This window comes from Enterobacter sp. R-25, from assembly GCF_049913205.1.
Classification (GTDB): domain Bacteria; phylum Pseudomonadota; class Gammaproteobacteria; order Enterobacterales; family Enterobacteriaceae; genus Enterobacter; species Enterobacter ludwigii.
The window spans coordinates 2,485,279-2,498,814 of the sequence record NZ_CP183982.1 but is presented as its reverse complement, the minus strand read 5'-3'; the positions used below and the strand labels follow the sequence as shown (position 1 = coordinate 2,498,814).

General features: G+C 52.2%; 12 protein-coding genes and 1 pseudogene. 7 read left to right on the top strand and 6 right to left on the bottom strand.

Going from position 1 to position 13,536, the window contains the following annotated elements; all coding sequences use genetic code 11:
* Positions 1-154 precede the first annotated feature (154 nt).
* Together ACN9MQ_RS11895 and ACN9MQ_RS11890 are read left to right on the top strand one after the other, a co-directional pair.
* A complete protein-coding gene (locus ACN9MQ_RS11895; protein ID WP_426021037.1) occupies positions 155-1,771 on the top strand; it encodes a peptide ABC transporter substrate-binding protein in 1,617 nt (538 codons plus the stop codon).
* A gap of 169 nt (positions 1,772-1,940) precedes the next feature.
* Positions 1,941-2,645 carry a hypothetical protein gene (locus ACN9MQ_RS11890; RefSeq protein WP_237772142.1) on the top strand — a complete coding sequence of 235 codons (705 nt, stop codon included), beginning with the start codon at positions 1,941-1,943 and terminating at the stop codon, positions 2,643-2,645.
* A 69-nt stretch (positions 2,646-2,714) separates the two neighbouring features.
* Here the strand turns inward: ACN9MQ_RS11890 and ACN9MQ_RS11885 are convergent, their stop codons facing one another.
* From ACN9MQ_RS11885 to ACN9MQ_RS11870, 4 genes are all read right to left on the bottom strand, one after another.
* Positions 2,715-3,278, bottom strand: coding sequence for a DJ-1/PfpI family protein (locus ACN9MQ_RS11885; RefSeq protein WP_131828543.1), 564 nt, complete (start codon positions 3,276-3,278; stop codon positions 2,715-2,717).
* A 217-nt stretch (positions 3,279-3,495) separates the two neighbouring features.
* On the bottom strand, positions 3,496-3,636 hold the full coding sequence (locus tag ACN9MQ_RS11880; protein WP_020882478.1) for an Ecr family regulatory small membrane protein: 141 nt from the start codon (positions 3,634-3,636) through the stop codon (positions 3,496-3,498).
* A 73-nt stretch (positions 3,637-3,709) separates the two neighbouring features.
* Positions 3,710-4,942: a sensor domain-containing diguanylate cyclase gene (locus ACN9MQ_RS11875; RefSeq protein ID WP_196355538.1), complete on the bottom strand. Its 1,233-nt coding sequence runs from the start codon at positions 4,940-4,942 to the stop codon at positions 3,710-3,712.
* A 92-nt stretch (positions 4,943-5,034) separates the two neighbouring features.
* Positions 5,035-7,164, bottom strand: a complete 2,130-nt coding sequence (locus ACN9MQ_RS11870; protein WP_426021038.1) for a putative bifunctional diguanylate cyclase/phosphodiesterase — start codon at positions 7,162-7,164, stop codon at positions 5,035-5,037.
* A gap of 457 nt (positions 7,165-7,621) precedes the next feature.
* Between ACN9MQ_RS11870 and ACN9MQ_RS11865 the strand changes: the two genes are divergently transcribed.
* The 4 genes from ACN9MQ_RS11865 to dbpA all read left to right on the top strand — a co-directional run bounded on the left by ACN9MQ_RS11865 (position 7,622) and on the right by dbpA (position 11,815).
* Positions 7,622-8,773 carry a methyl-accepting chemotaxis protein gene (locus tag ACN9MQ_RS11865; protein WP_426021039.1) on the top strand — a complete coding sequence of 384 codons (1,152 nt, stop codon included), beginning with the start codon at positions 7,622-7,624 and terminating at the stop codon, positions 8,771-8,773.
* A gap of 200 nt (positions 8,774-8,973) precedes the next feature.
* The gene (gene zntB / locus ACN9MQ_RS11860; RefSeq protein ID WP_047356423.1) at positions 8,974-9,957 is read left to right on the top strand and encodes a zinc transporter ZntB; all 984 of its coding nucleotides are present in this window, start codon (positions 8,974-8,976) and stop codon (positions 9,955-9,957) included.
* Between the two features lie 271 nt (positions 9,958-10,228).
* Complete coding sequence (locus ACN9MQ_RS11855) at positions 10,229-10,414, top strand: hypothetical protein (protein WP_271661392.1); 186 nt, start codon at positions 10,229-10,231, stop codon at positions 10,412-10,414.
* A 27-nt stretch (positions 10,415-10,441) separates the two neighbouring features.
* A complete protein-coding gene (gene dbpA, locus ACN9MQ_RS11850; RefSeq protein ID WP_426021040.1) occupies positions 10,442-11,815 on the top strand; it encodes an ATP-dependent RNA helicase DbpA in 1,374 nt (457 codons plus the stop codon).
* A 74-nt stretch (positions 11,816-11,889) separates the two neighbouring features.
* Here dbpA and ttcA read toward each other — a convergent pair whose 3' ends face one another.
* Entirely contained in the window at positions 11,890-12,825 is a 936-nt protein-coding gene (gene ttcA / locus ACN9MQ_RS11845; RefSeq protein WP_032678259.1) for a tRNA 2-thiocytidine(32) synthetase TtcA, read from the bottom strand.
* Between the two features lie 141 nt (positions 12,826-12,966).
* A pseudogene (locus ACN9MQ_RS11840) lies at positions 12,967-13,083 on the bottom strand (site-specific integrase); the annotation flags it as partial.
* Between the two features lie 90 nt (positions 13,084-13,173).
* Between ACN9MQ_RS11840 and ACN9MQ_RS11835 the strand changes: the two are divergent.
* Positions 13,174-13,518, top strand: a complete 345-nt coding sequence (locus ACN9MQ_RS11835) for a DUF1294 domain-containing protein (RefSeq protein ID WP_020884005.1) — start codon at positions 13,174-13,176, stop codon at positions 13,516-13,518.
* Positions 13,519-13,536 lie beyond the last annotated feature (18 nt).

The following is a 13,536-nucleotide window of genomic DNA, read 5'->3' as shown; positions in this document are numbered from 1 at the left end:
AGTGTTGTGCAAAACTCGCGGTTAATCAAATAGTTTCCGTATGGCGGGAAAATTGCCGGATATCAACTTTCCGGAGGAAGGTATTTGCAATTCTCATTGTCGAAACAAATAATTACGCATCTGCTTATTACCTGAATTCATAAAAGGGGATCTTATGAAGCATCCTGTTTCGCGTCTCTGTACTGCACTGTTGCTGTGCGGACTCTCTTCACTCTCGTACGCCGCTGATGTGCCACAGGGCACGGTACTGGCGCAAAAACAGGAGCTGGCCAGACACATTAAAGATGAGCCGGCTTCCCTTGATCCGGCAAAAGCCGTGGGATTACCCGAGATACAGGTCATTCGCGACCTTTTTGAAGGACTGGTTAATCAGAATGAGAAAGGTGAACTGACCCCGGGCGTGGCGACGCGCTGGCAGAGTAATGATAACCGTATCTGGACCTTCTCCTTACGTGATAACGCGAAATGGTCTGACGGTTCTCCAGTTACCGCTCAGGATTTTGTCTACAGCTGGCAGCGTCTGGTTGATCCGAAAACCACGTCTCCGTTTGCCTGGTTTGCTGCGCTGGCGGGTATCCATAACGCAAAGGCGATAATTGATGGTAAAGCCGCGCCAGATACGCTGGGCGTGACGGCCGTAGATGCAAAAACCTTACGTGTGCAGCTGGATAAACCGCTGCCGTGGTTTAGCAATCTGACGGCAAACTTTGCCTTCTATCCGGTGCAAAAGGCCAATGTGGAGAGCGGCAAAGAGTGGACGCGTCCGGGGGCTCTGGTCGGAAATGGCGCCTACGTTCTGAAAGATCGCGTGGTGAATGAAAAACTGGTTGTGGTGCCAAATACACACTACTGGGATAACGCCAAAACCGTCCTGCAAAAAGTGACGTTCATACCGATTAACCAGGAATCCTCGGCCACTAAACGCTATCTGGCGGATGATATTGATATCACCGAATCGTTCCCGAAAAACATGTATCAGAAGCTGCTCAAGGACATTCCGGGACAGGTGTATACACCGCCTCAGCTGGGCACCTATTACTATGCGTTTAATACGCAAAAAGGGCCCACGGCTGATGCCCGTGTACGCCTCGCCCTGAGCATGACCATCGATCGCCGCATCATGGCGGACAAAGTGTTAGGAACCGGTGAGAAGCCCGCCTGGCATTTCACGCCAGACGTGACGGCAGGGTTTACGCCAGAAACCTCGCCATTTGAGCAGATGTCACAGCAGGAACTCAATGCCCAGGCGAAAACGCTGCTTCAGGCCGCGGGCTATGGCCCTCAGCGCCCGCTGAAGCTGAACCTGTTGTACAACACGTCAGAAAACCATCAGAAAATCGCGATTGCGGTGGCCTCGATGTGGAAGAAAAACCTCGGCGTTGACGTCAAACTGCAGAACCAGGAGTGGAAAACCTACATCGATAGCCGTAATACCGGTAATTTCGATGTGATCCGCGCGTCATGGGTCGGGGATTACAATGAGCCATCGACCTTCCTGTCGTTATTGACCTCAACCCACAGCGGCAATATCTCGCGTTTCAACGATCCGGCGTACGATAAAATTATCCATCAGGCGACGCTCGAAAACACGGCGAAAGCGCGTAACGCAGACTACAACATGGCGGAGAAAATCCTCACGGAAAAAGCGCCAATCGCACCTATTTACCAGTACACCAACGGCCGCCTGATCAAACCATGGGTGAAAGGTTACCCCATTAATAACCCGGAAGACGTGGCTTATAGCCGGACGATGTATATTGAGAAACACTGACGAGCCGGGAACCGCCGGTCTTCGTTGTGAACGTTAAATTAAGAGCTGGCGCATTTGCGCCAGTTTTTCTTTATTGAACGAGGGATGTTTGTTCCGTGAGTCAAAGGGGAGGTAAATGATGACGGATGAAAAGAAAGAGAAAGCGTCTTTCCCGGCAGGGTTAGGGATTATGGATAAAATCTGGGAATGGCAATGGATTATCCGCTTCATCTATATTGTCCTTTTCGCCGACCTGGCGCTGCTGGTATACAGCGGGCAAGGAATATTGACCTGGCCTGTTCAGACACTTAACTGGACCGAACATCTGGGTTTTTTCTGCGTGGCGCTCGCCGCCTTAGGTTTGATTGCCACCACTCTGATGCCTTTTATAGCCAATATTGTCAGGCTACTACTCAATGAGTTCATCTACAGCAGAATCTTCCCGGATTTCTTGCGCGCGCAGAGTGATTATCAGAAGAGGTCGGGTGAAGTTCCTTCAGGCGAAGTACTTGATTTAGCGTTGAAGGAAAACAACCAGTTCCTGCTGAATTATTATGAAAAACATAATGCAAACTGGCGCACGAAATTTCATGAACGATTTAAAGTCGGGGATTTACTCTTTGGGATCCTGTTTTTCATGATGCTTGATGACCATCCGCAGTGGTTTAGCGACGCGCAGCATTCGCTGGTCATCGATCTGTTCAGCCACGGCGGTGAAAGCGGAACCGTTCTGTTTTATACCGTACTTATTATCATCTTAAGTACGCTGATGAGTCTCTGGTTCGGTAAATGGGACTGGGGGAACATCTACTATCCGCCACTGTATCGTGAAAAAGAGGAAGCCCGCAGAAAAGCGCGTGAGCGGGAAGCGCAGTGGGAGCGGCAGGATCGCTAAATCGCCGGGGGACACATTATTCCCAGCGGATTGCTCCCGCCAGGCGTTGCTGGCGGGAGCAGGGCAACGTTATTCCAGCAATGCACTGAATTTCGCCAGCCATTGCGGATGCGCAGGCCAGGCGGGGGCAGTGACCAGATTACCGTCTACGTGTGCCTGATCGATACCAATATTGGCATAGTGCCCGCCGCCGAGGCGGACTTCAGGCGCACAGGCGGGATAGGCGCTACAGGTTCGTCCTTTTAATATGCCGGCAGCAGCGAGCAGTTGCGGTCCGTGGCAAACCGCAGCAATCGGTTTGCGCGCGGTGTCGAAGGCCTGCACCAGTTTCAGCACGTCATCATTTAGCCGGAGATATTCAGGGGCTCGTCCACCCGGGATTAGCAGCGCGTCATAATCCTGCTCTTTTACGGCGGAAAAATCGGCATTGAGGATAAAACGGTGGCCCGGCTTTTCACTGTAGGTCTGGGCACCGTCGAAATCATGGATCGCCGTCATGATGTAGTCGCCACGGGATTTGTCCGGGCAGACGGCGTCCACCTGATGGCCAATCATCTGTAAAGCCTGAAAGGGCACCATTGTTTCATAATCTTCGGCGTAATCGCCGACCAACATCAGGATTTTCTTGCTCATCATTTCTCACCTTTAGGTTTAACGATGTTTAAGATATAGCCTGGCACAGCTGAATTGCCGGAAATAAAAAAAGCCCGTCAGAGAACGGGCGAAATAAGCAAATGATTTAATGATTCGTTATCAACTTGTTGGAGGATAACGTTGCGTATTTTACGCACCTCTTACCGGTGCTGATACCTGACAAATTCGGTAGGTGAAACAAGGAATTAAACATGCGTCATAGCGCATCGAAGGTGGGGTAGATACTGTTCTCAAGGTATTCCACCAGAAACCAGATCTCACCGCTGAAAATAAACCAGAAGCCGAATATAATAACGAATAAAATAATTATGGTGAGTATTATTTCTGTTTTTCCCATTGCACATCTACCCACCTGTGGTCCATTTATTCGAGAGGGGCATTGTAACGGGGCTGACGAAGATACACCAGTTTCATGCCGCCAGGACTTTATTGCGCCCATCACTTTTGGCGCGATAAAGCGCATCGTCCACACGTTTAAACAGCTCATCCATACTCTCGCCCGGATTATGTCGCGCCACGCCAATGCTGACGGTGAAACGAGGTAAACCCGGGATCGTGATGCGGGCGACCGCATCGCGCACAGTTTCGGCGATTTGCAGGGCGGTGTCGAGCGGGGTGCGCGGCAGCAGGATGACGAACTCCTCACCGCCCCAGCGGAAGACCAGGTCCTCTTTGCGGCTACAGGCTTCCAGCGTGCGCGAGAGCGAGATCAGCACCTCATCACCTTTCAGGTGGCCGAAGAGGTCGTTGATATTTTTGAAGTGATCGGTATCCACCAGCAACAGGCTAAATTGCTGCTGCGCGGGAAGATGATAGGTGTTGGCCTGGTCGGTGATGATATAGAACTGACGCCGGTTGAGCAGGCCCGTCATGGAATCACGCAGTGCCGCGTGTTCCAGCTCCTGCTCCAGCCTTTTTTGCTCGGTGATATCGTGGATAATGCACAACATCAATTTGTCACCGTAAATTTCAATCGGCCCGGCATAGGTCTGAACATGGCGGGTGGAGCCATCGGCCAGACGGTGGATAAAGTTGAGGGGCTTATGGCCGCCCGGCAACGCGGCAATCTCCGTCATCACGGGGATCACATCCCGCCCCAGCGTATTGATTTCCCAGGTATGTTTTCTGCACATTTCATCATGCGCATAACCGTAAAAAGTCAGCGCCGCCAGATTGGCATCCACAATCTGGCCATCCCGGGACGGATCGATAAGCAGCATTGGCGCGCTGTTGGTCAGGAAAAAGCGCGCGTAAAATCCCTGTTTTTTGCGCTGGTAGGTCGCGGAGCGGCTGGCCTTAAGCCCGGAGAGAACCTGCTGCGTCAGCCCTTCAAACACAATAACATTCCCCTGGGGCACGAAATGGGCAAGCGAGAGACGGCAGCTCAGCGCGGTTTCATGTCCATCGCGGGAGATGGTCCAGATTTCGACGATCTCCTGCTCACTCTTCAGTTCAGGCACATACATCGACAGCACGTGATGCGCATTGGCGGAATAGGTACCTTTGCGTAGGTCATCCAGGGTTTTATCGCCCATGATCTGAGCGGCGGCCGCATTTGCAAAAATGATCTGTTCTGAAGCAGGTGAAATGAGCCACACGGGGGTTTTAATTAAATTCAGCGCATCAAAACAATTTTGCGACATAGCGTATTCCTGTACATCGGCACAATGGGCCTGAGGATCATGACAGAATTAACGGGAGTGGACTCCTTTGAAACATACTCTACTTAACCCGGTCAGGCATGATTTTTTTGTGAAATATATGCGGGTTCCGCGTGAATTTTACCAATGGGTATAATTTGTTTGTCTGAGTTTTTTTGCAGCAGCAGCCAGGGAACCTGTTCGGCAGGTAAAGGACGGGAGAAAAGGAACCCCTGCAGGTAATCACAGCCGAGGTCCGTCAGCACCACCTGTTGTTCTTCCATCTCGATCCCTTCCGCAACCACATTCATTTCCATGGTCCGGGCGATATTGATAATGGTTTCCACCAGCTTGCGGCTTTTTTCATTTACCAGCATCGAGTGCACAAAGCTTTTGTCGATTTTTAGCTCTTTAGCGGGCAGAACGCTCAACATCAACAGGTTGGAATAGCCGGTGCCAAAATCATCAATCGAGACGGTAATCCCGGCTTGATTGAACGCATTGAGTAATTCAATACTGCGGTCGAGATTTTTCAGTGCGGTACTTTCTGTCACCTCAAGGATAAGCCGGGAGGGCGACAGATTATATTTATGCAACATCGACGAAATGATGTGGAAGATATCCGGCTGTTCGAACTGGACGGGGGAGAGGTTAAAGGACAATGTCCACTGGCTGAAACCTTGTTCTGTCCAGAAATGAAGCTGACGGCATGCCGCTTCAATCGCCCAGTTCCCCACCGGGATGATCAGCCCCGTTTGTTCCAGCGACGGTAAAAACAGATTAGGCAGCAACACCCCTTGCTCAGGGTGCCGCCAGCGCAGAAGGGCTTCAAAACCGTGAATAGTGGTGTCTTTTGCATGCCAGGTCGGCTGATACCACAGTTCAAACTGATCGCGTTCCAGCGCCTGAGTTAACTCCTGCAGGAAGCCGGGGTTGGCCGGAATGGCCGTTGACATCTCGTTCCGGTAGACGGCCCAGCCGTTTCGTCCATCCTCTTTGACGCGATTCAGGGCCGCATCGGCTTTTAGCTTCAGCTCATGCAGCGTCTCGCCATCCTGCGGGTAGAGGCTGACACCCGCGCTGATTGTTGTGCTCAGCGTGTGCCCACAAAGTGAAAACGGGCGGCGCATATCCTCCAGCAATGTCGTGAGCAGCGGGTTGAGTTTATCGTCGTCACACTCGGGAACCAGCAGGATAAAGGCGTCGCCGCCAAGCCTGGCGAGGGTCATCTCGCGGGTAAGGCGGGCGGTAATGCGCTGCGCGAGAGAGATTAACAACTCATCCCCGGTGTTGTGGCCCCAGGTATCGTTGATGCGTTTGAAATGATCGACGTTGAGGAAAATCACGGCGAATGGCTTCTTGCTGAGCAATGCGCTGCGCAGGCAATCCTGCATCCGAATGTCCATCTGGTGGCGATTAGCGAGACCGGTAAGCGCATCAAACCGCGCCTGCAGTTCAAGCTGACGATTAAGCTGGCGTAGGTTGTCGGTCAGTCGGTTCGTCCGCCGGTGCGAGTCGATGAGCGAAATCATTAACATACCCCCGAGCAGGCACAGTGTGGTGACAGAAACCCAGACCGATAACCCCAACTCGCTGATACCGCCGGGCAGGGTATGCGTCATTTCCTGAAAATGGGCAGCACGCATGCCGGTGTAGTGCATCGCACAGATGGCGACACCCAACACGCAGGCCGCGAGAATACGATTGATAAACACCCCTTTGCGCATATCCCGCAGGCGAAATGCCAGCCACAGCGCCGCGCCGGAGGCCATAACGGCAATCAACACGGACACGGCAACAATGCGTCGTTCCCAGAGAATATGGCTGTCCAGCATCAGTGCGGCCATACCGATAAAGTGCATACAGACCACGCCAGCACTCAGGAGCACCGTGGCAACGATCAATCGAAAAGGGGAAAGGGTTTTACCCGTTACGGCAATATTGATGGCGACCGTGGATGCAACCACCGCCACGCCCAGTGAGGCGAGGGTTAACCAGAGGTTATAGCTCATTATCATCGGCATTTGCATCGACAGCATGCCGATGAAGTGCATTGACCAGATCCCGATCCCAAGCGTGACGCCTCCGGCGATACGCCAGAATATCGCCGTTTTACGGCTGGAAAGCGGGATTTTTCCGGCGCTGTCCAGGGCCACAAATGAGGCGATAAAGGCCACCAGATACGAGAGGGCTATTAACACAGGGTCCCACGATATATTGAGCATTATGCAATCCCACGCCAAAGAGGGTTACCGATTTCGCCTGCCGGGCACGTCTTTAACTGGCAACGTACATGCGCATTCAAATAATATGAGTTAGGTATCGTGCAAAACGACCGGTCATATTAAAACGTTAAGGCTGGCGGTGAATATAAAATATATTCTTTCCGGCACCTATTAAGCATTGCTAAACAAAGGCGAATAATTGCAGCAAAGCTCCTTAAATATGAGCGCGGCCATATTGTCTCATCGCAGGCGATGGTATCGCTTAAAGTGGCAGGAAACCAGTATCACAGGATGCTGCATATAACATTTTCACTAATACCCTGTTTTTATCTGACTTAAGTTAAATCTCAGGTGGCTAACGGCGAAAGGTGAAACCAGCGTTGTTCATCAGGACAAACAACAACACGAATGCTATAAATCTTAATGCCGACCTAAATATAAAATCGTGGATATAATCATGCTAAGAAATATTAGTGTCAGAACCTTCATTGCCGGGTTCCTTTTATGTCTTTTCCTGGTTGATGCAGGTGTCATTGTTCTATTTTCCAGCAAATCCTCTCTCTTTATTTCACTCAATATCATTAATTTCGTTGCGCTATTTTTGCTCTGGGGCTACATGACAAAGTATCTTGTGACGCCGATCAATACTGTGAAAAAAAGTATTGAAGAAGTGACTGCAGGCAATCTTGGCGTGACTATCCCTGAATTTGGCAATAACTGTGCAGGGCGTTTAATACCCGGGATTAACAGCCTCTCCAGCAACATCGCGACCCTGGTACGCGAGATCAGGGCCTCGTCGCAAACCGCCATGACCTTGTCCGATCAACTCTCCGCGCGTAGCGCGCAGCTTTCGGTGAAAACAGAGCAGCAGTCTGCATCGCTGGTGCAAACGGCTGCCAGCATGGAGCAGATGGCAGCAAGTACCCGAAATAATGCCGATAACACCCGACTTGCCAGCGAGCAGGCAAACAGGGCAACACTGCAGGCGCGCAAAGGTGGCGAGTTGATGGGGCAGGTGTCCACCAATATGCAATCCATTACCGAATGTGCACAGCAAATGACGGAGATTATCTCGATGATCGACGGCATTGCCTTCCAGACGAATATCCTGGCGCTAAACGCGGCCGTTGAGGCGGCCAGAGCCGGTGACCACGGAAAAGGGTTTTCGGTGGTGGCAGAAGAGGTGCGAAACCTGGCCCACCGCAGCGCGGATGCCGCCAAAAACATCAAAACGCTGATTGAAGTGACCAGCAATAACGTTACTCAGGGCGTGACCGTTGTGTCCGAAGCTGAAAAGAATATGCAAGAAATTGTGACCGGCTCCGGCAATGTCAGCCAGTTGATGGATGACATTTTCACCTCGACGTCAGAGCAGGAGAAAGGCATTTCCCAGATTACGCTGGCCTTGTCTGAGCTGGAACGGGTCACGCAAAGTAACGTTACGATGGCAGAAGAACTCAACGGATCCTCTGATGTACTGCGTAATCAGGTAAGTGAACTGCAGGCGCGGACGCGTAACTTCCGGCTCGAAAAGGGGTATCAGGTTGAATCCACGCCTTCTCATGCTGGCCCGCTGTCATTCCACTCGCGTCCCGGTCACTCCCTCTGATGCACGAAAAGAGCCTGGTTAACCGGGCTCTTTTATCCCGACTTCTCGCCGCTGAATTACCCTCCCGTGCGGTCTGAAAAGGCGCCTGGCAAAATACGGTTATTTCCTGAGCGAATTCAGCGCGATGCGAAACATAGTTGTTGCTTAACCCCTGATGAAAGCTAGACTGACAACGAAAGAGCTGAAAAGGGGGAGGCGCGGTGGAGAGTATAAAAGGATCAGAACTAAACGTTCCTGATGCAGTTTTTGCCTGGGTGCTGGATGGTCGTGGCGGTGCCCGACCGCTGGAAGACAACGATGTCATTGATAATGAGCATCCCTGCTGGCTACACCTTAACTATACCCATCCGGACAGTGCCGACTGGCTGGCCTCGACGCCGCTCCTGCCGAACAACGTGCGTGATGCGCTGGCGGGGGAAAGCCTGCGGCCACGTGTGAGCAGAATGGGGGACGGCACGCTCATCACTTTGCGTTGCATTAACGGCAGCACCGATGAACGTCCTGACCAGCTGGTCGCGATGCGTGTTTATATGGACGATGGTCTGATTGTCTCCACCCGTCAGCGTAAAGTTCTGGCGCTGGATGATATCGTGAACGATCTGAAAGAGGGCACCGGACCGACCGATTGCGGAAGCTGGCTGGTGGACGTCTGCGACGCGCTGACTGACCATGCGAGTGAGTTTATCGAAGAGCTGCACGATAAAATTATCGACCTCGAAGATAACCTGCTCGATCAGCAGATCCCGCCGCGCGGTTTTCTGGCGCTCCTGCGTAAGCAGTTAATTGTCATGCGACGTTATATGACGCCACAACGGGACGTATACGCGCGTCTGTCCAGCGAAAGGCTCAACTGGATGAATGACGATCAGCGACGCCGAATGCAGGATATTGCCGACAGGCTGGGGCGCGGACTTGATGAAATCGATTCCTGTATTGCCCGCACGGGCGTCATGGCGGATGAAATCGCGCAGGTGATGCAGGAGTCGCTGGCAAGAAGAACCTATACGATGTCGCTGATGGCAATGGTCTTTCTGCCGAGCACATTCCTGACGGGATTGTTTGGCGTGAACCTGGGCGGAATTCCCGGCGGCGCGGCCCATTATGGCTTTACCGCATTTTGCGTCATGTTAGTTGTTTTGATCGGTGGTGTTGCATGGTGGTTGCATCGTAGTAAATGGCTGTAAATTTACGCTTTTTCCAGCTTTTACGGAGATCAAAACGCTCTTTTAATTGAGCGAAGTCAATAAACAATGACCGCGTAAGGTGCAATATTACTCCCGCAGGTGAATGCAACGTCAAGCGATGGGCGTTGCGCTCCATATTGTCTTACTTCCTTTTTTGAATTACTGCATAGCACAATTGATTCGTACGACGCCGACTTAACTAGTCGGCTTTTTTTTGCCTCCTGTTCCCCAGCGTCTACCCTAAAAGGGACGTCAGTAAACCCTGGAGGGAATGATGAGCATCTTACTCGCTCTGCAACTGCAGTATTCACGTCAGTCCGATCCGATCCCCACCGATCCGACACCGATGCCCGATCCTGTTCCGCGTCCGCAACCCATGCCTGACCCGCCGCCCGATGAAGAACCGATTAAATTGTCGCATCGAACCCCGAGATCTGCGAGGATACGCGCCATCTGACCGCAAAGATGACCACGAGAGACTATTGTGACCGCTTTTTCAACCCTGAATGTACTGCCCGCCGCCCAACTCGATAACCTCAACGAGTTGGGATACCTCACCATGACGCCTGTTCAGGCGGCCGCATTGCCCGCCATTCTTGAGGGGCGTGATGTACGCGTTCAGGCTAAAACAGGGAGCGGAAAAACGGCGGCTTTCGGTCTGGGTCTGCTACAGCATATTGATGCTGCCCTGTTTCAGACGCAGTCTCTGGTGCTGTGCCCAACCCGCGAACTGGCGGACCAGGTCGCGGGCGAGCTGCGTCGTCTGGCGCGATTCCTGCCTAACACCAAGATTTTAACCCTCTGTGGCGGACAACCGTTTGGCGCGCAGCGTGATTCGCTTCAGCATCCACCACACATCATTGTGGCGACGCCTGGCCGACTGCTCGACCACCTGCAAAAAGGTACGGTCTCGCTGGATGCATTACACACGCTGGTCATGGATGAGGCAGACCGGATGCTGGATATGGGCTTCAGCGATGCTATCGATGAAGTGATCCGTTTCGCGCCTGCAGACCGTCAGACGCTGTTATTTTCGGCGACCTGGCCTGAAGCGATCGCCGCAATCAGTGGCCGCGTGCAGAAAAATCCGCTCACCATCGAAATTGACAGTGTTGATGCGCTGCCTGCTATCGAGCAGCAGTTTTATGAAACGTCCCAGCACGGAAAAATCGCGCTCCTGCAGAAGGTGCTCAGTCAGCATCAGCCCGCTTCCTGCGTGGTGTTCTGTAACACCAAAAAAGATTGTCAGGCGGTCTGTGACGCCCTGAACGCTGCAGGGCAGAGCGCGTTATCGTTGCATGGCGATCTGGAACAGCGCGATCGCGATCAGACGCTGGTCCGTTTCGCCAACGGCAGCGCCCGCGTGCTGGTTGCCACCGACGTGGCGGCGCGCGGTCTGGATATTAAATCGCTTGAGCTGGTCGTGAACTACGAGCTGGCATGGGATCCTGAAGTACACGTTCACCGTATCGGCCGTACTGCGCGTGCCGGAAACAGCGGTCTGGCCATCAGCTTCTGCGCACCGGAAGAGGCGCAGCGCGCCAATATTCTGTCTGAAATGCTGCAGATTAAGCTTAACTGGGTGAATGCACCGGGCAACGTCAGTCTCGTTCCGCTGGAAGCAGAAATGGCAACGCTGTGTATTGATGGCGGTAAAAAATCCAAGATGCGTCCGGGTGATGTGCTCGGTGCGCTGACCGGAGACGTGGGGCTGGATGGGGCTGATATCGGCAAGATTGCGGTACATCCTGCACATGTTTATGTTGCTGTTCGCCAGTCGGTTGCCCATAAGGCCTGGAAACAGCTGCAGAACGGGAAAATCAAGGGTAAAACCTGTCGCGTTCGTCTGCTGAAATAAAGTTTAAACGCGTCTCAGACGGTGGTCTGAGACGCGTTTGCATTATTTCACTATTTCACTATTTCACTATTTCACTATTTTACTTCCACGACATTCAGGCGCAGTTCTTCAAACTGATTGTCATCTTCTTCTGGCTGCCAGCCAGCAGGTTTTACGGGGATCTCTTCCCGGTCAAACGCCAGATCGCCGCCATTCACCACTTCCGACTCATGGTTGATGCCTTTGAAATCGAAAAGCTCAACGTCCGCGAGGTGAGAAGGCACTACGTTCTGCATCGCGCTGAACATGGTTTCGATACGGCCCGGGTAGCGTTTGTCCCAGTCACGCAGCATGTCACCAATCACCTGACGCTGCAGGTTCGGCTGAGAGCCGCACAGGTTACATGGAATGATCGGGAACCCTTTGGCCTGAGAGAACCGTTCGATATCTTTCTCGCGGCAGTAGGCAAGCGGGCGGATCACAATGTGTTTGCCGTCATCGCTCATCAGTTTTGGCGGCATGCCTTTCATCTTGCCGCCGTAGAACATGTTCAGGAACAGCGTCTGCAGAATATCGTCGCGGTGATGGCCGAGTGCGATTTTGGTTGCACCCAGTTCTGTCGCGGTACGGTACAGGATGCCGCGGCGAAGACGAGAGCAGAGCGAGCAGGTGGTTTTGCCTTCCGGGATCTTCTCTTTCACAATCCCGTAGGTATTTTCTTCTACGATTTTGTACTCAACGCCCAGTTTTTCGAGGTATTCCGGCAGAATGTGTTCCGGGAAACCAGGCTGCTTTTGATCGAGGTTAACCGCCACCAGGGAAAACTTCACCGGCGCGCTTTGCTGAAGATTACGCAGGATCTCCAGCATGGTGTAACTGTCTTTACCACCTGACAGGCAGACCATAATGCGGTCGCCTTCTTCAATCATATTGAAGTCTGCAATGGCTTCACCGACGTTACGGCGCAGACGCTTTTGCAGTTTATTCAGGTTGTATTGCTCTTTCTTATTAATATCTTGATTTTGTTGCATTTAATCTGTACTCAAATTTCAAATGGGGCACCAGTGGGGCAAACGGTTTAGAGGGGCAGCTTCTGTCAGCATTGCCCTCTCTTTGCTGTTCATCTCTTCACTCTATGAAGCTTAGATTTCAAACACCCTCTGCGCATTTTAGTGCCCCATCTGACTGGCAATAAAAGACGGGTCAGCGCCTGCGGTTAACCACCAGCATACGAAAGTGTGCCGTGTATGGTACGGATTGTTGCGCCGAATGCCAGCACGTTTTACAGGATTTTGAATTGTGGACGGCAGCAACCTTGCTTTGTGATATCGCGTATAATGCGGCTTCGACATACTCTGAACATTCCAGTGGCTTGTGCTATGACCCTCAATCGCTTTTGTTATTTGCTTCTGTTGATCGCCGCAATCGGAAGTCTATTCACCTCGCATCCGTTCATCCTGTGGCTCCTGCTTATCAACGTACTGACGTTAGCGATGTATGGCGCCGACAAAATGGCGGCGCGAAGGGCCATGCGCAGAGTGCCGGAAGCCACACTGCTGGTATTTGGCCTTATCGGCGGATGGCCCGGGGCGATTATAGGTCAGCAACTGTTTCGCCATAAAACGCAAAAGCAGCCCTTCAAAACCTACTTCATTGTCAGTGTCATCGTCAGTATTTCAGCGATGGTGGCGGTGTACCAACTCTTTCCTGTTTTAACGTACTGAGCGTGTACAAACGGAATG